The sequence below is a fragment of the Geobacillus sp. Y412MC52 genome (genome assembly GCF_000174795.2).
GTDB classification, from domain to species: Bacteria; Bacillota; Bacilli; order Bacillales; family Anoxybacillaceae; genus Geobacillus; species Geobacillus thermoleovorans.
The window spans coordinates 1,230,887-1,256,805 of sequence record NC_014915.1 but is presented as its reverse complement, the minus strand read 5'-3'; the positions used below and the strand labels follow the sequence as shown (position 1 = coordinate 1,256,805).

Here is a 25,919-nt window from a genome sequence, read left to right as displayed (position 1 = left end):
GTCGAATAATGACTAAAGGTGTCCCTAAAAGCGGGACACCTTTTCTATACCTAATGATTGTCAACCCCTGCGATTCATACCGTTCTCCTGATGGGCAACTGGGGCAATAGGCTTTGCCTCGAAAGCATACGAAAAAGGCTGCCCACCAAAGCCACAAATATGCTTTATGCGAGCAACCTTCCGCCGCATTCGGTTATGTGTTTAGGCAAAAGGCAAAACGCCCATACTCATTCCGTTAGTTAAGCACCCGAACCGCTTTTACATACCGCGTTTTCCAATAGGATGACGTCAGCGACGAATACGCAACACCCAACGAAACGGTCGCGTTGATCATTTGCCCGTTGCCAGCGTAAATGCCGACATGGTTGATCGTCCCGTTTGAATCGGTGTCAAAAAAGACGAGATCGCCTTTTTGCAACTGGCCAAACGACACCGTTCTTCCCGCTTGCGCCTGAGCGATGGATGTGCGCGGCAGCGAAATGCCAGCTTCGCTGAAGACGCGCATCGTAAACGATGAGCAGTCAAACACATCGGTGCGCGACGGGCTTGCTCCGTACAAATAACGCGCCCCTAAATATTTTTCCGCAATATCGATGATTCGGTCGGCAAGCGATGCGGACGACTCGGCAACAGCCGAGTTGGCGGCCGATACTTGCTGCTTGGCCTCCCGGACATCAGTCGTTCCGCCCGCCACTTTAATGGCTTGGCCAATGCGGATGGTGTTCGGGTTTGTAATTTGCGGATTCAGTGCCAATAGACGGTCGACCGTCGTTTGAAACTTGTTCGCAATCTCAAGCAGCGTATCCCCCGCCTGCACGATATACCGGCCGCTTGTCGGCACGGCTGCCGGCTGCACATTGTATGTATTGGAACGTTCCTGTTCCCCTGCTACTTGCAGCTTCTGCCCGGCGCGAATGAAGTCTGGGTTCGTAATGCTTGGATTGAGCTTGAGCAGCGCATCCACAGTCGTGCCAAACTTGCGGGCGATTCCGCTTAACGTATCACCAGGCTCGACCGTATATGTATTCGAAGAAGATTCGTTCGATTCATTTGGCTCATTGACGCGCAATACTTGTCCGGGAAAAATCAAATCCGAAGACAAATCGTTTTCTTGCTTTAACGCTGCGACCGTCGTGCCGGATTGCCGGGCAATCTTCCAAAGCGTATCGCCTTTTTGCACCGTATAGCTCGCCGCCGATGCCGCGTGGCCGGCCAACAAGGAACCGATCAACGTGCTTGTCAATACAACCGTTTTTTTCATGCTGCATCCCCCTATGACGTCGATGTATCCATCTTTATGTATCCATGTTTATACAAAATTCGCTATCACTCTACAAAATTCACCACGTATTCCTACACATGAGCCATTATAGTAAAATCAAAGCAATCCGTCTGTAACAGAAAGAATAAAAGTAGATTACAAAACGATTACAAAAAGCGCCCCCTTTGTCGCGCAAAGGGGGCGCAGGCTACATCACCCGTTTAAATAGTTTTTCAATTTCATATGTCGAAAAATGAACGATGATCGGCCGGCCGTGGGGACAAGTAAATGGGTCCGTCGTCTGCCGCAGCGCCTCAAGCAAAGCGAACAGTTCATCCTGGCGCAAATGTTGGTTTGCCTTAATGGCGCGCTTGCAGCTCATTAAGATCGCCGCTTGTTCGCGCAATTGCTTGATGTCGACCGTTTTGGCCGCCAACACTTGTTCGATCATTTCCTCAATGATTTCCTTTTCTCTCCCTTTCGGAAACCACGTCGGATGGGAGCGAACGAGAAACGCCCGCGGCCCAAACGGCTCAAGAAACACGCCGCAGCGCGCCAGCTCATCGCGGCAGGCGGCGATCCGCTCGTACTCGTCGGCTGGATATTCAAACATCAACGGAATAAGCAGCTCCTGCACTTCCTTCGTGGCTTCGCCGAGTTTTTCCCGGAAATATTCATAGTTGATCCGCTCTTGAGCCGCATGCTGATCGATCATATACAGCCCATGTTCGTTCTCCGCCAAAATGTACGTCCCATGCAATTGTCCAATCGGATAAAGCGGCGGCAGGCGATCGGCCGCCGCTTTATCCTCCGCTTGCCCATCTGTCGGCAAGCGGAGGGCACGCCGTTCTTCTCCCACCTCTTCCTCCTGCTTTCGCTCGAAAGCGGGCCCATGTTCGTCCGGTATTCCCCATTCATCCGTCTGCACAGCCGCGGATGGCCGCTCAGCCGGTGCGTCACCGGTTAGCAGCGCAAAAGGGGCGGTCGCATCTTCCCCGCCGCCGATGTCGCTCGATAAGACAGACGGCTCGCGGACGCGATGAGTGAACGTCCAAGCCGCCTGCTCCGCCTTTGGTTTTGCCATCTTGCTGTCGGCAGATACGGACGGAATGAGCGTCCGCTCGCGAAATGCCTGGCGGATCGCGTCTGTGACGAGCTCATTCAGCTCTGCTTCCTTGCTAAAGCGGACTTCGAGCTTTGCCGGATGGACGTTGACATCGACAAGCACCGGATCCATTTCAATGGATAAAAACACAATCGGATAGCGGCCGATCGGCAAGAGCGTATGGTAGCCGGCTTCAATCGCTTTCATGAGCGGCACGCTGCGCACATAGCGGCCATTGACAACAAGCGAGATGTAGTTGCGCGAGGCGCGCGTCACGTCCGGCGGCGAAATGTAGCCGCGAACGGTAAAATCGAGCGATTCCGCTTCGATGGGGATCATTTGTCTCGCCGTCTCGGCGCCGTAAATAGCGGCGAGCACGTGCCGGACATCGCCGCTGCCATTGGTGGCAAGCAATGTTTTGCCCTGGTGGCGGAGGCGAAATGATACGTCCGGATGGGCGAGCGCTAGCCGGTTGACGACGTCGGCCGCATGGCCGAGCTCGGTGTGGATCGTTTTCATATATTTCAAGCGCGCTGGGGTGTTGAAAAACAAGTTCGATACGGTAATATCCGTCCCTTTGCGCCCCGCCGCCCGCTCGCGGGAGACGAGTGCGCCGCCTTGAAGCACAAGCTTCGTTCCCGGTCCGCTGCCCGTGCCGGTCGTCAGCTCCACTTCGGATACAGAAGCGATGCTCGGCAGCGCCTCACCGCGGAACCCGAGCGTGCGGATGCGGAACAAATCGTGCTCGTTGTGAATTTTGCTTGTCGCATGGCGTTCAAAAGCGAGCAAGCAGTCGTCTTCCTCCATGCCGTCGCCGTTGTCGATGACGCGGATTTTCGCCATTCCCGCCTCTTCAAGCTCGATGTTGATGACCGTACTATGGGCATCAATGGCGTTTTCCACCAACTCCTTGACGACCGAAGCCGGCCGCTCGACGACCTCGCCGGCGGCGATTTTGTTTGCCAGCAGGTCATCGAGCTTGCGGATGCGTCCCATCGGGCCTCCCTCCTTTACTTGAGGAGCTTTTGCAGTTCATACAGTTTGTTGAGCGCCTCAAGCGGCGTCATCTCGAGCAAATTGATCTCTTTCAGCGCCGCGAGCGCCTTTTTCTCTTTGCTTGAAAGCGGCGGCTCCACAGGCGCCGGGGCAAGGTCAGGAAACATGCTCAGCTGCTCAAACGCCGCTTCCGCCAAAACGCCCTCCCGCGCCGCGCCGGCTGACGGACGGGAGGCCTTCTCGCGCTCAACCTTGCTGCCGACGTCTAACGCTTCGTTCCCCTGAAAAGCCAAACCCGCTTCCGCCAAAGCGCCATCGTCCATCCTGCCTGCGGCGGCTTCCTGTTTTCCCGCCGCTTTCTCCAGTTCCGCTAAAATGGCCCGCGCGCGTTCAATGAGCGAAGCCGGCAGCCCGGCCAGCTCGGCGACGTGAATGCCGTAGCTCTTGTCGGCCGGCCCGTCGGCGATTTGATGCAAAAAGACGACTTTGCCGTTTTCCTCGATGGCGCGGGCATGGACGTTCGAAAGCCGCGGGAGCGAACGCTCCAAGGCGGTGAGTTCATGGTAGTGGGTGCTAAATAGTGTTTTCGCGCCGATATGGTCGTGAATGTACTCAATGATCGCCTGAGCGAGCGCCATGCCGTCGTACGTCGATGTGCCGCGCCCGATTTCATCAAACAAAATGAGGCTGTTTTGCGTCGCATGAGCGATGGCGTGGCGCGCCTCCAACATTTCGACCATAAACGTGCTTTGTCCTGCCGACAGGTCGTCAGCAGCGCCGATGCGGGTGAACACTTGGTCAAAAATGGGCAGCACCGCCCGCTCGGCGGGAACGAAACAGCCGATTTGCGCCATGACGGCGGTGAGCGCCACTTGCCGCATGTACGTGCTTTTTCCAGCCATGTTCGGTCCAGTGATGAGCAGCATTTCCCGCTCGCGGTTCATGTAGCAGTCATTCGGCACGTACATTTGCGCGCCGAGCACTTTTTCGACAACCGGGTGGCGGCCGCCTTGAATCACCAAGACGCGCTCCGTGGAAAACTGCGGACGCACGTAGCGATACTCGTCGCTGATCGTTGCGAATGATTGAAGCACATCAAGCTCGGCAATGGCTTTCGCCAACGTCTGCAGGCGCGGGATGTATTGCTTCACCTGCTCGCGAATGGCGACAAACAGTTCATATTCGAGTTCGATGCTTTTTTCTTCCGCCTCCAAAATGAGCGCCTCTTTTTCCTTCAACTCCGGGGTGATAAAGCGCTCGGCGTTGGCGAGCGTCTGCTTCCGTTCGTAACGTCCTTCTGGAACAAGGGGGAGATTGGGCTTTGTCACTTCAATATAGTAGCCAAACACTCGGTTGTAGCCGACTTTGAGCGATTTGATGCCGGTCGCTTCCCGCTCCTTCGCCTCAAGTTCAGCGATCCACGCTTTGCCGTTGCGGCTCGCATCGCGGTAGCGGTCGAGCTGCTTGTCATACCCGTCTTTGATGAGGTTCCCTTCTTTGACGGAAAGCGGCGGCTGTTCTTGAATCGAGCGCTCGAGCAAATCGACGAGCTCTTCGCACGGGTCAAGGCGCTCGCACAGCTTGTCCGCTTCAGCGAGCGGCAGCGCGCCGACCGTCTGGCGGAGCGCCGGCACTTGAAGAAGCGACTTTTTCAGCTGCACGAGATCGCGGGCATTGGCGTTGCCGTAGGAGACACGGCCGACAAGGCGCTCAATGTCGTAAACGCCGCGCAGCCTGTCGCGCAGCTCCTGCCGTTCAAAATAGCTCGTTTTCAACGTTTCCACAAAATCGAGGCGCCGTTCGATTTCGCGCCGATCAATGAGCGGCCGGTCCAGCCATTGTTTTAAGAGCCGCCCGCCCATCGCTGTCACCGTTTCATCCAAAAGCCATAACAACGAGCCTTTCCTTCCTTTTGACCGCACTGTTTCGACCAATTCCAAATGCAGCTTGGAATGTCGGTCCATTTTCATATAGTGGTCAACTTGATACAACTCAGCCGGCTGCAAATGATCGAGCCGCCGCTTTTGCGTGCGGACGAGGTAATGAAGCAAGCGGGCTGCGGCCTGCCGCAGCTTTTCTTGCGCCACATGGCCGATGACGCCGTTCCATTCGTCGCATAGAGATGTGTCGTCCTCATAAGAGACCGCCGCCCCGTACCGCTCTTTCAGCTCGCGCACCCACTCTTCGCCGCTGTCTGTGGCAACGATGATCTCCCGCGCTCCAACGGCGTGCAATTCGTTTGCCGCTTCCTCCCACGAAGAAAGAAGCGTCAATCGGACCTCGCCGGTCGACAAATCGGCGTAAGCCAATCCGTATGTACCATCAGCAAACGGCGTGAGCGCCGCCAAGTAGTGGTTTTCCTTCTCGGTGAGCCCTTTGCCTTCCATGAGCGTCCCTGGAGTGATGAGCTGCACAACTTCGCGGCGAACGACGCCTTTGGCCGTTTTCGGGTCTTCGACTTGTTCGCAAATGGCGACTTTATATCCCTTTTCGATTAACTGTTCAATATATCCTTGCGCCGAATGGTACGGCACCCCGCACATCGGCACCCGTTCATCGCCGCCGCCATCGCGGCTTGTGAGCGTAATTTCCAGCTCTTGCGCCGCCTTGATGGCGTCGTCAAAAAACAGTTCGTAAAAATCGCCAAGCCGGAAAAATAAAAACGCGTCCGGATATTGCGCTTTAATGTGCAAATATTGCTGAATCATCGGTGTGTACGATGGCATCGCTTCTCCCCAACCTTTTCGGCCCGAAGGCTCGTTGATTGCGCTACTATTATAACAAGCGGCAAAAGAAAAAACTAGGAAAGAAATTTCCTAGTTTTATTCTTCTTCGCCAAGCAGCAAATCTGGGCTTAAATCTTCTAATTCTTCATCAAGGTCATCGTCGTCGCAAAAATCGTCGTCCTTGCCGCAGCCTTCCGGATTGATGGCAACGCACACCTTCGTTTCGCCGATCACTTCGGCGACAAACTCCCGCTCAACATCGACGACGATTTTATTGCCGTTTGGCGAAATCGTGCATTCGAGGCAGTTCGGCTGCTGGATGACGCGGACGATGACATCGGTGTCATCGCTGATTAAATTATCTTTGTCGCGATATTTTAATTTGACGACGTCCGTATACGACACCGTTTCGGTGACGACTTCGGTTTTTGTATTGTGGTTGTACGAATACCAGACGTTGATGTCATAATGGCCGTGAATTTCGACCGTTTTATCGCATTTTTTCGCTTCATAACGGTGGTTGATGATCCAGCAGCCGAGAATGCTTGACGGGCGGTTCGGCGCCGTCACCGTATGGGTCGATTGTGTAAACTTGCGGCCTTTGCCGACAACAGCTTTCGTAATAATTTCTCTGTATTCAGACATCGAACGGAACCCTCCTCAAATGAATCTTCATTTCATCCTATGCGCCATCTCCGCTAATGTGCACAGCAAATGAATCATTATTCCGTATAGTTCATTGTATGCGCCTGCTCCGTTCGATGTGCCTTCTTTTTTGCCGCCAGGCAGCCGCCCGCGGTTCGGGGAAAGGGAGAGCGCGCCCATAAGAAAAAAAGCGCCCCAAAGGACGCTTTTGAGCCGCATGCCATTAATGGCAGCCGCCGTGTTTGTTGTAGCGAAGCGCGGCGCCGGTTTCGCCGCGCAGCACGTCGCCGCCCGTCGAAGCGAGAATTTCATCGGTCACCGTATTCGAAATCGTCGAGGCGACGAGCTGAAGCAGGTCGTTCACATCGGATTGGGACTGCTGGAATTCGCTGACGATCGGGATTTGCGACAACTCTTCGTAAATGGCGTCAATTTTGGCCTCAACCTGTTTCAGCGCTTCATGTTTTCCGTAATGCTGAAGGTTGACCGCTTGCTTTTGCAGCGATTTCAGCTCGTTGATCAACGTGCGCACTTTTTCGTTTTGGTGGATTTTTTCTTCCGCTCGTTTGAAAAAGTCGACTTCTTCCGTTTCGGCGATCATTTTCGCCAGCTGCTTCGCCTGGGCCAAGATATCATCCCGCGTATATTTTGCCATGTTCGTTCACCTCGATCGCTTCATTGACTAGCTCGCCCGTCAGCGTCCACGTCTTTGCCTGCGTAATGCGCACGTTGACCAATTGGCCAATGAGCGATTTGGGGCCGACGAAGTGGACGAGCTTGTTTTTGCGCGTATAACCCGCCAATACATCCGGATTCGTTTTGCTTTCGCCTTCCACAAGCACTTCGACGACTTGCCCTTCGTATTGCTTCATTTTCTTGGCCGCGATTTCTTGAACAAGGTCGTTGAGACGCTTGAGCCGCTCTTTTTTCACTTCCATCGGCACGTTGTCCTTCATGTTCGCCGCCGGCGTGCCTTCGCGCGGTGAATAGATGAACGTGTAGGCAGAGTCAAATTCGACTTCACGGTAAAGCGACAGCGTTTCTTCAAACTGCTCGTCCGTCTCGTTCGGGAAGCCGACGATAATATCCGTCGTCAACGCGACATCCGGAATGGCGGCTTTGATTTTGCGAACGAGCTCCAAGTACTCCTCGCGCGTATATTTGCGGCCCATCATTTTTAAAATTTCCGTGCTGCCCGATTGCACCGGCAAATGGATATGCTCAACCAAGTTGCCGCGTTTGGCGAGCACTTCGATGAGCCGGTCGTCAAAGTCGCGCGGATGGCTTGTTGTGAAGCGGATGCGCGCAATGTCAATTTTGCGCAGCTCATCCATTAAATCGCCAAGGCTGTACTGGATGTCGGTGAAATCTTTTCCGTAAGCGTTGACGTTTTGCCCAAGGAGCGTAATTTCTTTATAGCCTTGGGCGGCAAGCTGGCGCACTTCTTGGATGATGTCTTCCGGACGGCGGCTTCGCTCTTTGCCGCGCGTGTACGGAACGATGCAGTACGTGCAAAACTTGTCACAGCCATACATAATGTTGACCCATGCTTTAATCTTCCCTTTGCGCACTTTCGGCAAGTTTTCAACAACGTCGCCCTCTTTCGACCATACTTCGACGACCATTTCTTTCGACATGTACGCCTCATGCAAAATGTACGGCAGGCGATGGATGTTGTGCGTGCCGAAAATAAGGTCGACGTATTGGTATTGCTTTAAAATTTTCTTGACAACCGATTCTTCTTGCGACATACAGCCGCACACGCCGAGCAATAAGTCCGGGTTCGTCGTTTTGAGCGGCTTTAAGTAGCCGAGCTCGCCAAACACTTTGTTTTCCGCGTTTTCACGGATCGCGCACGTGTTGAGCAAAATGACGTTTGCCTCTTCCGGACGGTCGGTCGGCTCATAGCCGAGCGCCATGAAAATGCCGGCCATCACTTCCGTATCGTGCTCGTTCATTTGACAGCCATACGTGCGGATGTAAAACTTCCGTCCGCGCCCCATGCCGCGAAACTCTTCAGGAATCGCAAAGTCTTTGACGTACTTGACTTCCTCTTTGCCGCGTTTCTTCGCCTCTTTTAAATTCGGCGGGAGAAACACGCTCGTGAAATATTTCTCATAGTCTTTCGTCGTTTTTTCTTTCAGCCGGTCCAAGGCGGATTTTCTGTCCGCTGGATGGCTTTCGGTTTTGATTTGTCCCGTTTGCTCCAAACGTTGTTTTTCGTTCATAGCAATCTCCTTTCTTCACAAAATCATTCGATCATCCGGGACGAGCGGCCGCCTTTTCCTGTGCAGCCGGCCTCGCCTCGGCAAATTTCTTCCAACCACACACTACCATAGTATATCGCGAGCGGCAAGGAAACACAATGGGGTTTGTTCCGGAGGACCGGAACATGTCATGATAACAAAAAACACCCAATGAGGCAAGCCTCCATCGGGTGCAAATTGTTTCCATTTTTACATAAACTCTGCTACGAGTTCGGCGAACTTTTCTTTGCTCATTTTCAGCTCCGCCTCGGCAAGCGGCGCCTCGCTGTAGCCTGGCACAAGCTCTTGGTACGACTTTTGTTCTTTGTTTTGATAAATGATCCCGGTGACGAGACCATCGTATTTCATGACCGTCTGCATCGCCATCTCCCGGTCGGACGGGTCGTATCCTTCGATGTCGCTCACCTTGATGAGCCGCTCTTTGAACCACTCGTACGTATTCACTTTGTTGTACGTCACGCACGGGCTGAAGACGTTGATGAGCGCAAAGCCTTTATGCTTGACGCCTTCCTCAATCAAGCTCGTCAATTCTTTTAAATCGCTTGAGAAACCTTGCGCGACAAACGTCGCTCCGGCGCTTAACGCGATCTCGAGCGGCGACAAAGCCGGCTCGATCGACCCGTGCGGCGTGCTTTTTGTTTGGAAGCCGGCAGCACTGCGCGGCGATGTTTGTCCTTTCGTCAACCCGTAAATTTGGTTGTCCATGACGATGTATGTGATGTCGATGTTGCGGCGAATGGCATGAACCGTGTGCCCCATGCCGATCGCGAATCCGTCGCCATCCCCGCCGGCGGCGATGACCGTCAAATCGCGGTTCGCCATTTTCACTCCTTGCGCCAGCGGCAAAACGCGGCCGTGCGTGCCGTGAAAGCCGTAAGAGTGAATGTAGCCGGAAATGCGGCCCGAGCAGCCGATCCCGGAAATGACCGCGAGTTCGTGCGGCTCCAACCCGAGATTGGCGGCCGCGCGCTGGATGGCGGCCTGCACGGAAAAGTCGCCGCACCCCGGACACCAGTTCGGTTTCACATCATTGCGGAAATCTTTAAAGGTGGCCATTGCGCTAACAACTCCTTGCATTTAGTATAGACGTCGCCCGGCAAGAACGGATTGCCGTCGAATTTTAAGACGCTGGCGATTTTATCAGCGTGCCCGACGTTCATTTTCAACAAGTTCGCCAGCTGCCCGGTGGCGTTTTGCTCGACGACGACGACTCGTTTCGCTTTCTCGACAAGCGGCCGCACGTCATCAACCGGGAACGGATGAAGCAGACGGATGTGCGCATGGTTGACTTTGACGCCATCTTGCTCGAGCCGCTCCATCGCTTCTTCAATGGCTCCGCGCGTCGATAAAAAGCCAACAAGGAGCAAATCCGGTTCTTCGTGGCGGAGTTGTTTGTGCACCGGCGTCGGGAAGTGGATGTGCTCGAGTTTGCGCATCCGTTTTTCCATTTGCGCCTGGCGGTTTGCCGCCGTCTCTGACGGGCGGCCTGTTTCGGCGTGTTCGACCCCGGTGACATGGTGGATGCCGTATTTTGTTCCCGGCAGCACCCGCGGCGAAACACCGTCCGGCGTGATTTCATACCGTTTGAAGTTGTCTTTGTCCGGAAGCGGCGGCAACTCACCATTCATCAGCTTGCCGCGGCGGATCTCGATCCGATCGTAATCAAGCGGCTCAACCGTCTGCTTGCCGAGCGACAGCTGCAAATCGGACAGAAAAATGACCGGGCATTGGTATTCCTCAGCTAAGTTGAACGCTTCCGCCATATCGTAAAACGCTTCTTCGACCGTGCTTGGCGCCATGACAATTTTGGGAATTTCCCCGTGCGTGCCATAGATCATCGCGAGCAAATCCGACTGCTCTTGCTTTGTCGGCAAGCCGGTGCTTGGGCCGCCCCGCTGCGTATCGACGACAACAAGCGGTGTTTCCGTCATCCCGGCCAGTCCAATCGCTTCGGCCATAAGCGACAACCCGGGTCCGGCGGAAGCGGTGAACGCCCGCACGCCCGCATAGTTGGCGCCGATCGCCATCGTACAGGCTGCGATTTCATCTTCTGTCTGGATGACCGCGCCCCCAAAATCCGGCAGCTTTTTAATCAAATACTCCATAATCTCCGAAGCTGGGGTGATCGGATAGGCGGCCATAAAGCGCGCCCCGCCGGCAATGGCGCCCAAGGCGATGGCATCGTTGCCAATCATGAACATTCGCCGTTTGCCGTCGGCTTTGGCTAGTTTCATCGTTTTCGTCGAACCATCGAGCTGCTCTTTCATATATTGCGCTCCAGCGCGAATCGCTTCCATGTTTTTCTCAACGACTTGCGCCCCTTTGCGCCCAAATGTATCCACGACAACACTTTCGAACACGGCGGCGTCCAAATCGAGCACCGCACTTGTCGCGCCGATGGCAACCATGTTTTTCATCAGCGGATTGCCAAGCTGTGTGGCGATATCGGTGAACGGAACGGCGTAAAGCGCCACTCCTTTTCCTTCCGGAATCACTGGATTGAATTTGGCGTCCGCCATGACGATGCCGCCGTCACGCAGCTCGTGGAAGTTGAAGTCGATTGTCTCTTGGTCAAACGCCACCAAGATGTCCAAATCATCAGCGACCGCCCGCACCGGTTTCGTGCTGACGCGAATTTTGTTGTTCGTATGACCCCCTTTGATGCGTGAAGAAAAATGGCGGTATCCATATAAGTAATATCCGAGGCGGTTCAGCGCTGTGGAAAAAATTTCCCCTGTACTTTCAATTCCTTCCCCTTGCTGGCCGCCCACCTTCCATGACAGCTGTTCGATCATGCATTACACCCCTTTATATTCACTCCAGCCTTTCGCTACTATTGTACCACTTTTCTGACAAGGAAACTACCATTTTGAACGCCTTTTTCAGCCGGCGCCGCGGATGCCCTGTCTTCTATTCTAGGATACGCAGAGCCGATACTCAGTGATATTCGTCACTCCGGCAAATGGGCGTAGAAGTTGCCGAATAAAAAGCGGGATACTTGCTCGGCGGAGTAATGCTTGTACAACTCGTTGACAAGCCGCGCATATTCCCTTACCGTTCCAAGGCCGGCGACCGTCTCCGTGATGCCATCGAAGTCGGAACCAAACCCGACGTTGTTTTCCCCCCCGAGCGCGCATATATGGTCGAGATGGCGAAGCACATCAGCGATCATCGCCTCGTTTTTCTTCGCCGTCAAAAAATACGGAACGAAATTAATGCCGATCATGCCGTCTTTTTCGATCAACGCTTTGATCTGCTCGTCGGTTAAGTTGCGTGGATGCGGGCATAGACGATGCACGTTGGAATGGGAAGCGATGGGGAACCGAGCCATCTCGATGACATCCCAAAACGCTTTCTCCGATAAGTGGGACACATCGACCCATCGTTTTGCTTCATTAAGAAGCGCAACGACTTGCCGGCCAAACGCCGTCAGCCCGGCGCCGCGCTTCTCCCACGCTCCGTCAGCAACAGCGTTCGGGAAGTTCCATGTCAACCCTACGGAAGCGACGCCGAGGCGGAGGAGCGTCTTTAGCTTGACAAGGTTGGCGCCGATGGCGTCGCACCCTTCCAGCGTCAACATGGCGCCGACTTCCTCTTTTTTAAGGGCGGCGATATCCCGTCTCGTCCGCACGAACTTCACAGACGGAAACGCCTCGATCACATGGGTAAAGAAGATATCCACCATCTCCAGCGCAACAGTGAACCGGGCTTCCTCCGACACCGTTTCCGGTATGTAGATGGCAAAGCATTGCACTTTCACCCCTGCTTCCGCCATCCCGGAAAGAGTGACGTGAAGCGAAGCTCCGTCGTAAAACGACAGAGACCGATCTTGCCATAACTTCATCAACACATCGCAATGTGCATCGAAGATCATTCCGTTCCCCCCTTGAAAAAGCAAAAATAACCTGCCTGCCTTCGCAGCCGAAGGCGCCAACAGGTTATAGCCGCCATTGTCTGATCATCCAGTTAACGAGGTTCGACAATCAATTTGATCGCTGTCCGCTCTTCTCCGTCGATGATAATATCCGTAAACGCCGGAATGCAAATCAAGTCCATGCCGCTCGGTGCCACAAACCCTCGTGCGATCGCTACTGCTTTAACGGCTTGGTTCAATGCACCTGCGCCGATCGCTTGAATTTCCGCCGCGCCGCGCTCGCGCAGCACCCCGGCAAGTGCACCAGCTACAGAGTTCGGATTCGATTTTGCTGAAACTTTTAATATTTCCATTCCTAGCTCCTCCCTCGTTTCCTTGGAAAATGATTTCGGTAAAAGGTCTTCATTGTAACTATATTCACTGTTTCGACAACTATTCCTGCATGGGAGGAGGACATTTTAAAAAATTTTTAAAAGATGGACTATTCAAAATAAGGGTGGTCATCGTTAATGATCAACCGTTCAATGCGAAACGCCCGTCCGCTTTTTTCGTCTACATCAACAAAGACGGCATTCAATTGGCTTCGTCCTTCCTTGACGTCGAAACGAACTGGCAGCCCGGTTAAAAATTTGCGCAGCACCGCCTCTCGATCGACGCCTAAAATGCCGTCGTATGGACCGGTCATGCCAACGTCGGTAATGTACGCCGTCCCTCTTGGCAAAATGCGGTTATCGGCCGTCTGGACGTGTGTATGCGTGCCGATGACCGCGGATACGCGGCCGTCTAAGTACCAGCCCATCGCCTGTTTTTCACTCGTCGCCTCGGCATGGAAATCGACGATGATGACCGGCGTGCGCGCGGAGGCGGCGGCGATCAGCTCGTCCGCCTTTTGAAATGGGCAGTCAATCGCCGGCAAAAACGCCCGCCCTTGCAAATTGATGACCGCCGCTTCGCCATGCTCGGTCGGCACAAAGACGATGCCTTTTCCCGGCGTGCCGGGCGGGTAATTCGCCGGGCGGATCAGCGCCTTCGCCTGATCGATAAACTCAAAAATATCGCGTTTGTCCCATGCGTGATTGCCCAACGTGATCACATGAGCCCCCCAAGCGAGAAGCGCCCGGTAAATCGGTTCGGTGATTCCTTTCCCGCCGGCGGCGTTTTCGCCGTTGATCACAACAACGTCCGGCCGATGTTTTTCCTTCAGCCTTGGCAAATAGTGCTCCACCATTTTTTGCCCCGGCAAACCGACGACGTCGCCGATAAATAAAATTCTCATCCCTGATCCCTTTCTAAACGAAAAATATCGCCTTGCGCCCATCTCCGCATCGTTATACCCTCCTATTTTACGCACAAAAAAAGAAAGTGGCAATAGCCACTTTATTTCGCGTATTCGACCGCCCGCGTTTCGCGGATGACCGTCACTTTAATATGGCCCGGGTAATCGAGCTCTTCTTCGATTCGTTTGCGGATGTCACGCGCCAGCCGGTGCGCTTCCAAATCGTCGATCATATCTGGTTTGACCATAATGCGCACTTCACGTCCAGCTTGAATGGCGTACGATTTTTCCACGCCTTCGTACGATTCGGCGATTTCTTCAAGCTTCTCTAGACGACGGATATAGTTTTCCAGCGTTTCGCTGCGCGCTCCCGGCCGCGCCGCCGACAGCGCATCGGCCGCCGCGACGAGCACAGCGATGACCGACGTCGGTTCCGTATCGCCATGGTGGGAAGCGATGCTGTTGATGACGACCGGATGTTCTTTATACTTCGTCGCCAGCTCAACGCCGATTTCCACATGGCTTCCTTCCACTTCGTGGTCGATCGCTTTGCCAATGTCATGAAGCAAGCCGGCCCGGCGCGCCAGCATTTCGTCCTCCCCAAGCTCGGCCGCCATCAGTCCGGCTAAAAACGCCACTTCCACCGAGTGTTTTAAGACGTTTTGTCCGTAGCTCGTTCGGAACTTGAGCCGCCCTAAAATTTTGATCAAATCCGGATGCAAGCCGTGAACACCGACTTCAAACGTCGTCTGTTCGCCGACTTCGCGGATATGCTCATCCACTTCGCGGCGCGCCTTTTCGACCATTTCCTCAATGCGCGCTGGATGGATGCGGCCATCTTGCACAAGCTTATCGAGCGCGATGCGCGCCGTCTCGCGGCGAATCGGGTCAAATCCGGACAAAATGACCGCTTCCGGCGTATCGTCGATGATCAAATCGATGCCGGTCAACGTCTCGAGCGTGCGGATGTTCCGCCCTTCGCGCCCGATGATCCGCCCTTTCATTTCGTCGTTTGGCAAATTGACGACGGAAACAGTCGTTTCGGCGACATGGTCGGCGGCGCAACGTTGGATGGCAAGCGACAAAATCGCCTTTGCCCGTTTGTCTGCCTCCTCTTTCGCCCGCGTTTCCGCCTCTTTGATCATCATCGCAATCTCATGCGACAGCTCTTTCTCAACGCGCTCTAAAATGAGCTGGCGGGCATCGTCGCGCGTCAGGCCGGAAATGCGTTCAAGTTCGGCTTGTTGTTGGTTGACGAGCGCTTCCACTTTGCTTTCCATTTGTTCAATATGCTGTTGTCTTTCGTTCAACGCTTCTTCCTTTGCCTCAAGCAACGCCTCACGTTTGTTGAGCGCTTCATCTTTGCGGTCGAGATTTTCCTCCTTTTGCATCAGGCGGTTTTCTTGTTTTTGGAGCTCGCTTCTCCGGTCGCGGATATCACGCTCCGCCTCCGTACGCAGTTTATGAATCTCGTCTTTCGCTTCGAGAAGCGCCTCTTTTTTCAAGGCGTCCGCCTCGCGTTTCGCCTCCTCAATCAGCTGTTCGGCAGCGGCTTTCGCCCCGCCGATTTTCGCTTCGGCAATCGATTTGCGAACAAAAAAGCCAACAACGGCACCAATGACTAAGGCAAGCAAAGCGGAGATGATGATCGAACCCATCGTTTCACCTCCTCTTGCTGTTCGGTTTCCTTTCGCTCTCTCTTCTCACCGCCATGACCGGCGCAGATGGACATTCCCGTTTTCAATCCATTAGCTCAGTCGCTTGGCATAGCAATCGCCCGCGCAGCCTTCCGCACGAAGGCGGTCCGCCGCAGCGGGCGGGCGTATGGCCCTGCCGCGCGTATGGACAAATATACATGTTCATTGTAAAGGCGGCAATAGGAATTGTCAAGATATTACACCCACGCGCCTAGAGGATGACAACGGAACAAGACCGTTCCGCACGCCGTCCTTTTTAGGCTTATCGCTCTCCTTGGCAGGCCGAACGGAATCGAGTAGGAGGGGGCGGCTAACCCCCGTCCTCTCACACCACCTAGCATGCGGGTCCGCACTAGGCGGTTCGTCAACCTTGACGGAGTTCGAAATATCGTTGCGTCAAACTCTTGAGCCCTTGAGCGGTCCAGTAGGTCTTGCCCAGGGCCTGGTGGAGTTGCGGCGTTTTCGTTGTTCGCCAAGCTCCTTTTCGGGTATTGGCGATCTCCATCACCGCTGTCTCTTTCAGCCCCAGCGCTCTTAACTCACGGATTCTGGTTCTGACCCGTTTCCATTGAAGCCATTGACAGAGTCGAAGCCTCCTCCGAATCCATCCTTCGATGGTCTGAAGGACAGACGGGGTTTCGACGAGCCGAAAATACCCGATCCATCCCATGACGTATTGATTGACGCGATGAATTCGTTCTGGCATCGATATGCTCCAGTTTGGGTTGGTCAGCTGTCGAATCCGCTGTTTCAGACGTTGAATCGACCTTGGGGCGAGCCGGATTCGCGCTTTTCGTTCCGGTGTGAAGCTAAACCCCAGAAAGGCCCGTTTCCACGGGCGGTCCACCGCACTTTTCTCCTCGTTTACTTTGAGTTTGAGCGTTTTCTCCAAGAACCGTTGGATGCTTTGTTTCACCCGTTGTCCTGCCCGCAGACTTTTCACATAGATGTTGCAGTCATCTGCGTAACGGCAGAATTTCAATCCTCGCTTCTCCAATTCCTTGTCTAAATCGTCGAGAAGGATGTTCGCCAGCAGGGGGCTGAGGGGGCCGCCTTGCGGCGTCCCTTCCTCCGTCTGCACCTTCACCCCTTCGATCATAACGCCGGCTTGCAGGTAGGCACGGATCAGTTTCAGCACGCGTTTATCCTTGACTTTTCGGGCCACCCGACTCATCAAGATGTCATGGTTGACCCGATCAAAGAACTTTTCCAGGTCCATGTCGACCACGTACCGATATCCTTCCTGGATGTAGCCTTGCGCTTGCCGCACGGCATCGTGGGCGTTGCGGCCCGGACGGAATCCGAAGCTGGAAGGGGAGAAGTCTGGATCGAAAATGGGTGTGAGTTCTTGAAGAATGGCTTGTTGGATCAGCCGGTCCACCACGGTGGGAATGCCTAGCTGCCGTGTGCCGCCGCCCGGTTTCGGGATTTCGACCCTGCGGACAGGCGCCGGCCGGTAGGTTCCCGCCAAGAGTTGGGCGCGGATCGTGCTCCAGTGAGCGCGGATGTAATCACGGAGTTGATCGGTTGATACTCCGTCGATTCCCGGTGCTCCTTGGTTGGCTTCGACCCGTTTGAGCGCCGTGATGAGGTTGTCTCTCGCTAAGATGCGTTCCAACAAAGCCATCGTGATCTTCTCCTTCCGCGGGATGAGATTCAGGTCTTGCCGGGTTGCGCTCAGCCCTCGATCTGAGGCCCTCTGGGCTTCACCCTTGCTTCCTCAGATGAGTTCCGAAAGGAATTCTGCTTCGACACGCAACATCTCGAAAGAGTCTGATTCATCCCTGAGTTGACGTTCGGCCCTTCCTGTTTCAGGCGTCCCTTACTCCAGTACTATGGCCTCTGCTGACTCCTGTACGTTCAGCAGAGCCTTTCGACTCTGGTTGCCATCGTCAGAAGGCGTTCCGTACAGGCCTCCCCGGATAAGGATGGACACTTTCCACTCATGCACCTGCCCAATCTACCTCCACAGCCCTTGGCGGCTTAGGACTTCGTCTTGTCCAGCAGACTCGTCCGACTGTGGCGGCCTCCCATTGGGTTCGTGTACCTCAGGTCAAGTGTTTGCCTCCAGCTTCCTTCAGATTCCACCTCACGGTGGACACCCTTGCCTTCAGCTAACGGTAGGCGCTCGCCAGCCCCCGTTCGGGACTTTCACCCTATAGCGTCGCACCCATGCCGGGCGTACTGGAAAAAGGCGCCCCGGCCACTTGCCAGGACGCCTTGCGCCGTTATTCTTCAAGCAATCCGAACCCGTCTTGCTGCGGTTCGCTTGTTCCCTCTTCAACGTCGATGCCGTAATGCTGGCGGATGGCGCGGGCGATCTCATCGGCGATGTGCGGGTTTTCCTTCAAAAATTGCTTCGCGTTTTCCCGCCCTTGGCCAAGCCGCTCGTCTTTGTACGAATACCACGAACCGCTTTTTTGCACGATGTCCAATTCGGACGCCATGTCGAGAATTTCCCCTTCGCGGGAAATGCCTTCGCCGTACATAATGTCGACGTCAGCCGTTTTAAATGGCGGCGCAACTTTGTTTTTGACGACTTTAATTTTCGTCTTGTTGCCGACCATATCATTGCCTTGCTTAATTTGCTCGGCGCGGCGCACCTCTAGGCGGACGGAAGCGTAAAACTTGAGCGCCCGCCCGCCCGGCGTCGTTTCCGGATTGCCAAACATGACGCCGACTTTTTCGCGAATTTGGTTGATGAAGATGGCGATCGTTTTCGATTTGTTAATGGCGCCAGACAGCTTGCGAAGCGCCTGGGACATAAGCCGCGCTTGCAAGCCAACATGGGCGTCGCCCATCTCCCCTTCAATTTCCGCTTTCGGCACAAGCGCCGCCACCGAGTCGATGACGATAATATCGACCGCGCCGCTTCGCACGAGCGCTTCCGCGATTTCGAGCGATAGTGATAGGTAAGCCTTTGATGCAATCTCCGGCTTTTCCCCCACCCCACACCGTGCGTGCGAGTTTCCCCGCACACGGCGTTCCACCGGGACAGCTTCGATAGCCCCCTTTGGGCTATCTCTCCACCATATCACCTCGCGATGACATGGCAGCAGCACCTACAATTCTTCCAGCGAACAGGACTTTTATATTTTCAGCTTGTTCCTATATTTCGTTAGTTTGTCAAACATTTTTCGTTCTGTAAACGGCGGTTCTTGGTTGCTATGGACAAGCCTATGGCATTGGTTGCATAAGCTAATTAGATTAACGGTCTTATTGATCTCACTTAAAGGTTTACTCGGGTCAATATGATGGCAGTGGAAGTTACCGGGACTTAAGTATACGGCACATATTTTGCATTTTCCTTTATCTCTGTGAAATACATTCACCCTATTTAAGAAATATTCAAGATTATATTTCCCATCATTATGCTCAGATAAAATGTAGATGAATATCGAATCGTGATCGAACAGACTCATTTTATCCGGCAATCGTATTTTTCTATGCTTTTCTTCATACATTTTTCTGCCGTCTGCAGTGTATGGGGTCATTTCTTGTTTGAATACTGTTGCATACTGTATAGGCGTTATTTTTGCATGGGTAATCCCTACTCTTATGCCATCCTCTGTGACGACAGAAAAATGTTTCATTTGATAGCCTTTATGTCTGTCAATCCGATTGTGAAACTCTGACACAGGCCTTTTATATTGCGCCGCTTTTTCTTTCCCATACATTTTAACCCAGGTGCGGTAGGCTGTCTCTTCAATGACGCGATCTACTTTGCCCATAATGTACTTGGAAATGCCTATTTTTAGATGATTGGCTAATCCTATAATTTTGGTGTTAATGTTTTCAATATCAAGGGCTTTCTCTAATTCCGATTTTCTCGTTCTTAACAATCGAATATCGCGCTTAATTTCTTTGACCTTGGCATTGACTTTTTCCATATCGGGAATCATTCTAGCGGCGAATCCTTTTTTATGAAAACGCCGCTTTCCTGCCTCAATACAAAAGCCTAGAAACTTAACCCGTTGTTCGCGGATATCTGCAATGAACGTTTTCTCATCCGATAGAGTTAAGTGCAACTCACAGGCTAAATACTGCTTACATTGCTCCCTTATTTTTTCCGCATATTCTTTCGTATCCGTAAGAATAACCCAATCATCAGCATAACGAATGTAAAAGACGGGATGATGTCCCTTGTTCCTTAACGCCGCTAATGCGTTTTTCTTTTCCCGATAGTTTGCGTTATTAGGGTGATACTCATATTCTTGGCCAACCATCCAGTCAAAGCTGTTGAGATATACATTAGCCAACAACGGGCTAATAATTCCTCCCTGAGGAATCCCCTTAGCGGTTGGATAGAATTTACCTTGTATCACTTGCCCCGCCTTCAGCATTTTCTTAACGATGCATAGTACCCGTTTATCCCTAACGCCCATATTCCACATGATGTTCAGAAGCTTCTTATGATTGATGTGATCAAAATAACTTTCAATGTCACCTTTTACAACCCAATACAGTTTGCTTCCGTTGATGATTTTCAGCATCCAGGCTAAGGCATGTTCGGTGGAGCGATACGGTCTGAACCCATAACTGTGCGGATAGAATTGGGCTTCGAAAATCGGCTCGAGCACTATCCGTAGCATCTCTTGGATGATTCTATCCGTCACTGCGGATATTCCTAAGGGCCTCGTTTCCCCTTCCTCATTCGGACTATTGCCTTTTCTTTTTGAGCTTTTGGCATTTCCTTTGGGCTTGTTGCACCTTCTCACTGGTATAGGCTTATAGTCATTGAGTTTGGCTTTTATCATCCCGAAAACCTTTTCCGTTGGCATAAGCAAATAATCATCTACTATTTTCTGATCAATCCCCGCCGTTTTGCTACCTTTATTGCTTTTAATATTGCGAATAGCTTCTAAAATGACAACATCATTTTGAAGCAACTCAAGCATGCCGTAAAAATGTTTTCCCTTTTTAGCTTCTTGATAAAGAAGATCCAAGCAGTTTCTCAAGTCCTGTTCGCTTTTTACGACAAGTTTGTTTACCTTCATGCTCCTTTCTCCCTTTTTATAATACTGGGTGGAAGTGCCATGAATTAGCCTGCTTGCCGTAACATGTAGATACTTTGCCGCCCCGGCTGGTTCCCTTCACTCCAGAGCGTTTTTTCCTCCCCCATCGTTGCCTTTGGGGTTCAAACGGCGCTCCTTCATCATTACTATGGAACCGCTGACTCCCCCTAAGATATCATCGACCAGCCCTGTCTCCTCCTTAGGGGGCCTCTCACGTTCCCTACAGCCTATCCCTTCTTTTGAACGCCCTTAGGTGCCTACTCTACTCGGCAGGACCTCTGATTGGAACGTCCGCTACCCATCAGAGCAGTAACCGAACTAAGCCAGCCGGTTAAAGGAAACACCGCAAACAAGACACGGTGGTTCGTCCTGTATGGTCCCTTTTCAGGGAGCACCGGTAACCGAGCTTCACGCATAGGTTCCTTTCGTCACCATAGGCGTCTTTTAAGGAGCCCCGCACCACTTTCGCCATAGCCACATTTTGCGGCCTTAGGCTACTTGGGTTACGACTTCACCTGGCTTCATACATCCCGGTGAGGGTGCACCGGAATGCATGCAGGAGTCTCAGGCTCGTGGATATAGGACTATCACCACGGGAAGGAATTTCACCTTCCAACTCGGCTGTAGAGTTGTCCCGATGTTCCCATCGGACTCCGCTTTCGTGCCTACGCACTTATACGGAAACGTGACGCACCTTGCTCGCCCGTGTCAGGCTGGGAAAGCAGCAATTCATCGATATTGACCCCTAATTTTTGTGCGTAAATCGGATCGAGCGCATGCTCTGCGTCGATGAAAGCTGCTTGCCCGCCCCGCTTTTGCACTTCAGCGATCGCGTGAAGGGCAACGGTCGTTTTCCCGGACGATTCCGGGCCGTAAATTTCCACAATCCGCCCGCGCGGATAGCCGCCGACGCCTAACGCGATGTCGAGCGCCAGCGAACCGCTCGGCACGACCGACACTTTGCGGTCGACTTGCTCGCCGAGCTTCATGATGGCCCCCTTGCCAAACTGTCGTTCAATTTGTTTTAATGCCTGCTCCAATGCAGCTTGACGATCTTGGTTCACTAACCTACTCCTCCTTATTCTAGGACTACTTATACTATACCGCGTTTTGCGGCCATTGCCAAGCAAAAAACGAACGTCCATTCGTTTTTTTCGGTGGAGAAACTAGCAACAATCGCCATACTCATGCGGTGGAAAAAACGATGTGCGGTGGAGAATGGAGAAGGAAGGGGGCGGCCGATCAGCAGTCGGCCGCGAGCATCTCAAGCAGAAAAAAACAGCCGTATTTGGCGGTGCGGATGCGAATGGCATCACGCGTGCCGGACAGCGTCAGACGGTGGACAGTCGCATCGCGCCCGCGGACGGCGATGCCGATATACACGGTGCCGGGCGGGTGGCCCTCAAGCGGATCGGGTCCGGCGACGCCGGTGAAGCTGATGCCGATATCCGCATCGCACATCGCGCGGACGTTTTCAGCAAGCAAACGGGCGCACGGCTCGCTCACCGCCCCTTCTGCCTCAAGCAGCGGGCGCGGTATGCCAAGCACCTGTTCTTTGACGCCGTTTGTGTAGCAGACGACACCGCCCTGCACGACTTGCGACGCGCCGGGGATGGCGGTGAGCTGTTCGAGGAAAAGGCCGCCGGTCAAACTTTCGGCCGACGCGATCGTCCATCCTCTTTCTTTTAACCGCTCGAGCGTCTTTGTAAACAACGTTTCATCGTTATATCCGTAGCAGTGGCGGCCGACGCGCGCCAAAATGGCCGCTTCCACTTCGTCAAGAAGCCGCTTCGCCTCCGCCTCATCCTGATGCTTCGCTGTCAGACGAAGCGTCACTTCACCGTCGCCGGCCAGCGGCGCGATCGTCGGATTCGACTGGGCGTCGATCAAATCCGCAATCGCCGTCTCGAGCGCTGATTCACCGATGCCAAAAAAGCGGAGCACGCGCGACTCGATGCGCTCGGAAAGCGAAAACGTACGGCGCAAAAAGGCGTTTCCGTATTTTTTGAACATCGGCCGCATTTCTTTCGGCGGCCCGGGCAGCAGCATGTACGTAATGCCGTCTGCCACAAGCGCCATCCCTGGCGCCATGCCGTGCTCGTTTTTCAGCACCGTCGATCCTTCCAAGACGAGCGCCTGCTTTTTATTGTTTTCTGTCATCGGCCGGTTTGTGCGGGCAAAATACACCTCAATCGCTCGGAGCGCTTCCTCGTCGATCACGAGCCGGCGGCCAAGCAAACGGGCGATCGTCTCCTTCGTTAAATCGTCTTTCGTCGGGCCGAGGCCGCCGGTGAAAATGATGAGGTTCGCTCTCGTTTGCGCCGTTTTCACCGCCTGTTCGAGGCGGCCGGCGTTGTCGCCGACGACGGTATGGAAATAGACGTTAATGCCAAGCATCGCCAGCTGCTGCGACAAAAACTGGGCGTTCGTATTGGCGATTTGCCCAAGCAACAGCTCGGAGCCAACGGCAATGATCTCCGCGTTCAACAGACTTTCTCCCCCTTTGCGGCCGGCTATTTCGAATGGGAAAACGCATGTCTGTTTTTCGCAAAATAATCCCAGCCAGACCAAATCGTGAAAATGACCGCCACCCACAGCGCCAATTCAGCGAACGGAAACGAAATGAGCGAGAAAGGGAAGTTATGTAACAATAAAGCGGAAATGGCGACAATTTGCGTCCATGTCTTGATTTTGCCAAGCATGTTGGCAGCGACGACTTCCCCCTCGCCGGCAAGCACGAGCCGCAAGCCGGTGACGGCAAACTCGCGGCTGATGATGACAATCACCATCCACGCCGGAACGGCCCCGAGCTCGACAAGCACGATAAGCGCCGCCGACACAAGCAATTTATCGGCAAGCGGATCTAAAAATTTTCCTAAATTCGTCACCAACCCGTATTTGCGGGCATAGTAGCCATCGATCCAGTCCGTCGCTGAGGCGATGATGAAAATGAGCGCGCCGGCAAGATGGGCCACCGGAAGCTCTGTCCCGCCGATTTGGATGCTTCCCCACCCGAACGGAACGAGCATCACGATCAAGAAAAACGGGATGAGCATAATGCGCGCTACCGTAATTTTATTCGGCAAGTTCACCACAAATACCTCCGCTCATTCAACATAGTTCAGTCCGTGCGAAAAGCAGGCGCCTTCCTGCGGAAAAGCGCCCTGTTCCATCATTTCTTCAACACGAAATGCAGCTTTTGGTATACTTCCTCTTTCGGGGCAAACGGATAGGCAAACGGCTGGCCGTTTACCTTCATGTCGACGTCCAGCGTACGCCCGATTTTCACCCATACTTCGCTTTCGGCCGACAGATCGAACGTTTTCGTCTGCCCGCTTGTCAAGTTTCCGCGGTAAAACGTATGGCCTTTCGTATTGTATACTTCGACCCATGACGTTCCTTTGGATGAAAGCTCGATGGAAAACGCGCCGGAGCTGGCGACTTCAATCGTCGCCGTGTTGCCGCGCTTTTCCGTCACATTCATCGCCGCACCCGGCTGTTCTTCTTCGCCAGTCGGCGCTGGCTGTTCATTTTGCTGTCCGTTTTCATTCGTTGCCTTCTCGTCCGTTTCCTTCGCCGGCTGCTTTTGTTTCGCCTGCTCAAGCGGCGAATGTTTCGGCTTTTCGACCTCCGCTGTTTTTGGGCTTGTCTTTGTCGGCGGCTCATTTGCGGCGCCGTGCTGGAGCAGCACCCAAACGAGGACAGCCGCCCCGATGACGACCGCCGCGACAATCACTTTCGGCAGCCAATCGAGCCATTTCGCCCCCTCGGCAGACAGTTGCTGGCGCGTCTTCACGCGCGACAGCGTCTGCGGAATGTCATCTTGATAAGACTGGGGAATGTCCTGTTTATACTGTTCAAACAGCTCATCCGGATCAAGTCCGACCGCTTCAGCATATTGCCGGATGAAGGCACGCACATAAAAATTTCCAGGCATGATGGCATAGTTGCCTTCTTCGATGCCGATCAAATACCGCTTTTGAATTTTCGTCATCTCCTGCAGCTCGTCCAAACTCATCTTTTTTTCTTCCCGTGCTTCCCGCAAACGTTTTCCTAGTTCCGTCAACGGCCAACACCTTCCACTTTTTTTAAATTAAAACCCAAATTCGGAAAACCCGTCATCGCCCAACAATGACGGGCGGTCAATCGCTTCGTAGGAAATATCTTCGTCCGGTTCATGGCGCAGCTCAATAATATAATCAAAATCATCGAGCGTGTATTCCGTATGGCGAACAAACATGTCCGGATGCTCGACGACTTTCGTCGCCTCAAGGCGCATGAGCTCACGGATGAGCTGCCAGTGCTGCTCGTTCCCGCGGCGCGTTGAGACGATGCCGTCGATAATGAAAATGTTGTCCTCGCTATACTCATCTTCCATCAACTGCGTGCGAACCGTCTGTTTAATCAGCGTCGATGAAACAAACAGCCATCGTTTGTTGGCGCACACGCTGGCGGCGACGATCGATTCTGTCTTGCCGACGCGCGGCATCCCGCGGATGCCGATTAGCTTATGCCCTTTTTCTTTAAAAAGTTCCGCCATAAAATCGACAAGCAGTCCAAGTTCATCACGGACGAAGCGGAACGTTTTTTTGTCATCGGCATCGCGCTGGATATAACGGCCGTGGCGGACGGCGAGGCGGTCGAGCAGCTTCGGCTGGCGCAGCTTCGTCACCGTAATGTTGTCCATCGTCCGCAAGATCGTCGCCAACCGTTCAATTTGCTCGTTATTGTCGCACAAAAGCAACATGCCGCGGCGCGAATCCCGGACACCGTTGATCGTCACGATGTTAATGGACAACATACCGAGCAGCGAAGCAACGTCGCCGAGCAACCCCGGGCGGTTGACATGAATTTCATATTCCAAATACCATTCCTGCTTGCCCATCCCGTCTCCTCCCTTGCCGGTGTCCGCACGAACGCCTTATGCTAAGTTCATACTACTATAATTATAAATGGAAAAGCAACCGAAAAGGAGCATTCCCGTTAGGAGCTTTTCCGGGGACTTGATCAAAAAAAGCCCTCTTGGTATGATGCAGGGGTGTCAAACACATCACTCA

Annotated in this window: 19 protein-coding genes and 1 pseudogene; all 20 read right to left on the bottom strand. The window is 53.5% G+C overall.

Translation table 11 applies throughout. The features are described from left to right. Positions 1 to 235: 235 nt before the first annotated feature. On the bottom strand, positions 236 to 1,261 hold the full coding sequence (locus tag GYMC52_RS06305) for a LysM peptidoglycan-binding domain-containing protein (protein ID WP_013523440.1): 1,026 nt from the start codon (positions 1,259 to 1,261) through the stop codon (positions 236 to 238). A gap of 208 nt (positions 1,262 to 1,469) precedes the next feature. Continuing rightward, entirely contained in the window at positions 1,470 to 3,362 is a 1,893-nt protein-coding gene (gene mutL, locus GYMC52_RS06300; protein WP_013523439.1) for a DNA mismatch repair endonuclease MutL, read from the bottom strand. Between the two features lie 14 nt (positions 3,363 to 3,376). Next, positions 3,377 to 6,088, bottom strand: coding sequence for a DNA mismatch repair protein MutS (gene mutS / locus GYMC52_RS06295; protein WP_013523438.1), 2,712 nt, complete (start codon positions 6,086 to 6,088; stop codon positions 3,377 to 3,379). Between the two features lie 96 nt (positions 6,089 to 6,184). Continuing rightward, a complete protein-coding gene (locus tag GYMC52_RS06290) occupies positions 6,185 to 6,733 on the bottom strand; it encodes an outer spore coat protein CotE (protein ID WP_013523437.1) in 549 nt (182 codons plus the stop codon). Positions 6,734 to 6,956: 223 nt separating this feature from the next. Further along, positions 6,957 to 7,388, bottom strand: a complete 432-nt coding sequence (locus tag GYMC52_RS06280) for a RicAFT regulatory complex protein RicA family protein (RefSeq protein ID WP_011230803.1) — start codon at positions 7,386 to 7,388, stop codon at positions 6,957 to 6,959. Beyond that, complete coding sequence (gene miaB, locus GYMC52_RS06275; RefSeq protein WP_013523436.1) at positions 7,366 to 8,961, bottom strand: tRNA (N6-isopentenyl adenosine(37)-C2)-methylthiotransferase MiaB; 1,596 nt, start codon at positions 8,959 to 8,961, stop codon at positions 7,366 to 7,368. Before miaB ends, GYMC52_RS06280 begins: the two co-directional genes overlap by 23 nt. Before the next feature lie 228 nt (positions 8,962 to 9,189). Then, positions 9,190 to 10,056, bottom strand: a complete 867-nt coding sequence (locus tag GYMC52_RS06270; protein WP_011230801.1) for a 2-oxoacid:ferredoxin oxidoreductase subunit beta — start codon at positions 10,054 to 10,056, stop codon at positions 9,190 to 9,192. Beyond that, positions 10,023 to 11,795 (bottom strand): 2-oxoacid:acceptor oxidoreductase subunit alpha, encoded by a 1,773-nt coding sequence (locus tag GYMC52_RS06265; RefSeq protein ID WP_013523435.1) that lies wholly within the window; start codon positions 11,793 to 11,795, stop codon positions 10,023 to 10,025. The genes GYMC52_RS06270 and GYMC52_RS06265 overlap by 34 nt, the downstream gene beginning before the upstream one ends. A 155-nt stretch (positions 11,796 to 11,950) precedes the next feature. Then, positions 11,951 to 12,874 (bottom strand): dipeptidase, encoded by a 924-nt coding sequence (locus GYMC52_RS06260; RefSeq protein ID WP_013523434.1) that lies wholly within the window; start codon positions 12,872 to 12,874, stop codon positions 11,951 to 11,953. Between the two features lie 92 nt (positions 12,875 to 12,966). Next, positions 12,967 to 13,227 (bottom strand): stage V sporulation protein SpoVS, encoded by a 261-nt coding sequence (gene spoVS, locus GYMC52_RS06255; protein ID WP_003251598.1) that lies wholly within the window; start codon positions 13,225 to 13,227, stop codon positions 12,967 to 12,969. A 128-nt stretch (positions 13,228 to 13,355) separates the two neighbouring features. Continuing rightward, entirely contained in the window at positions 13,356 to 14,150 is a 795-nt protein-coding gene (locus GYMC52_RS06250; RefSeq protein WP_011230798.1) for a TIGR00282 family metallophosphoesterase, read from the bottom strand. 101 nt (positions 14,151 to 14,251) lie between these two features. Then, positions 14,252 to 15,808: a ribonuclease Y gene (rny, locus tag GYMC52_RS06245; protein WP_013523433.1), complete on the bottom strand. Its 1,557-nt coding sequence runs from the start codon at positions 15,806 to 15,808 to the stop codon at positions 14,252 to 14,254. Between the two features lie 403 nt (positions 15,809 to 16,211). Continuing rightward, positions 16,212 to 17,474 (bottom strand): group II intron reverse transcriptase/maturase, encoded by a 1,263-nt coding sequence (gene ltrA, locus GYMC52_RS06240; RefSeq protein WP_013522881.1) that lies wholly within the window; start codon positions 17,472 to 17,474, stop codon positions 16,212 to 16,214. Positions 17,475 to 18,075: 601 nt separating this feature from the next. Next, entirely contained in the window at positions 18,076 to 18,909 is an 834-nt protein-coding gene (gene recA, locus GYMC52_RS06235) for a recombinase RecA (RefSeq protein WP_013523432.1), read from the bottom strand. Positions 18,910 to 18,936: 27 nt separating this feature from the next. Continuing rightward, complete coding sequence (locus GYMC52_RS06230; protein WP_013523431.1) at positions 18,937 to 20,844, bottom strand: group II intron reverse transcriptase; 1,908 nt, start codon at positions 20,842 to 20,844, stop codon at positions 18,937 to 18,939. A gap of 713 nt (positions 20,845 to 21,557) precedes the next feature. Continuing rightward, positions 21,558 to 21,926: pseudogene (locus GYMC52_RS06225) on the bottom strand (ATPase domain-containing protein); the annotation flags it as partial. A 178-nt stretch (positions 21,927 to 22,104) separates the two neighbouring features. After that, complete coding sequence (locus GYMC52_RS06220) at positions 22,105 to 23,349, bottom strand: competence/damage-inducible protein A (protein ID WP_013523429.1); 1,245 nt, start codon at positions 23,347 to 23,349, stop codon at positions 22,105 to 22,107. Between the two features lie 26 nt (positions 23,350 to 23,375). Then, positions 23,376 to 23,954, bottom strand: a complete 579-nt coding sequence (gene pgsA, locus GYMC52_RS06215) for a CDP-diacylglycerol--glycerol-3-phosphate 3-phosphatidyltransferase (RefSeq protein WP_011230793.1) — start codon at positions 23,952 to 23,954, stop codon at positions 23,376 to 23,378. A gap of 80 nt (positions 23,955 to 24,034) precedes the next feature. After that, positions 24,035 to 24,928, bottom strand: a complete 894-nt coding sequence (locus GYMC52_RS06210; protein ID WP_013145707.1) for a helix-turn-helix domain-containing protein — start codon at positions 24,926 to 24,928, stop codon at positions 24,035 to 24,037. A 27-nt stretch (positions 24,929 to 24,955) separates the two neighbouring features. Further along, the gene (locus GYMC52_RS06205; RefSeq protein ID WP_011230791.1) at positions 24,956 to 25,747 is read right to left on the bottom strand and encodes a DUF3388 domain-containing protein; all 792 of its coding nucleotides are present in this window, start codon (positions 25,745 to 25,747) and stop codon (positions 24,956 to 24,958) included. Positions 25,748 to 25,919 lie beyond the last annotated feature (172 nt).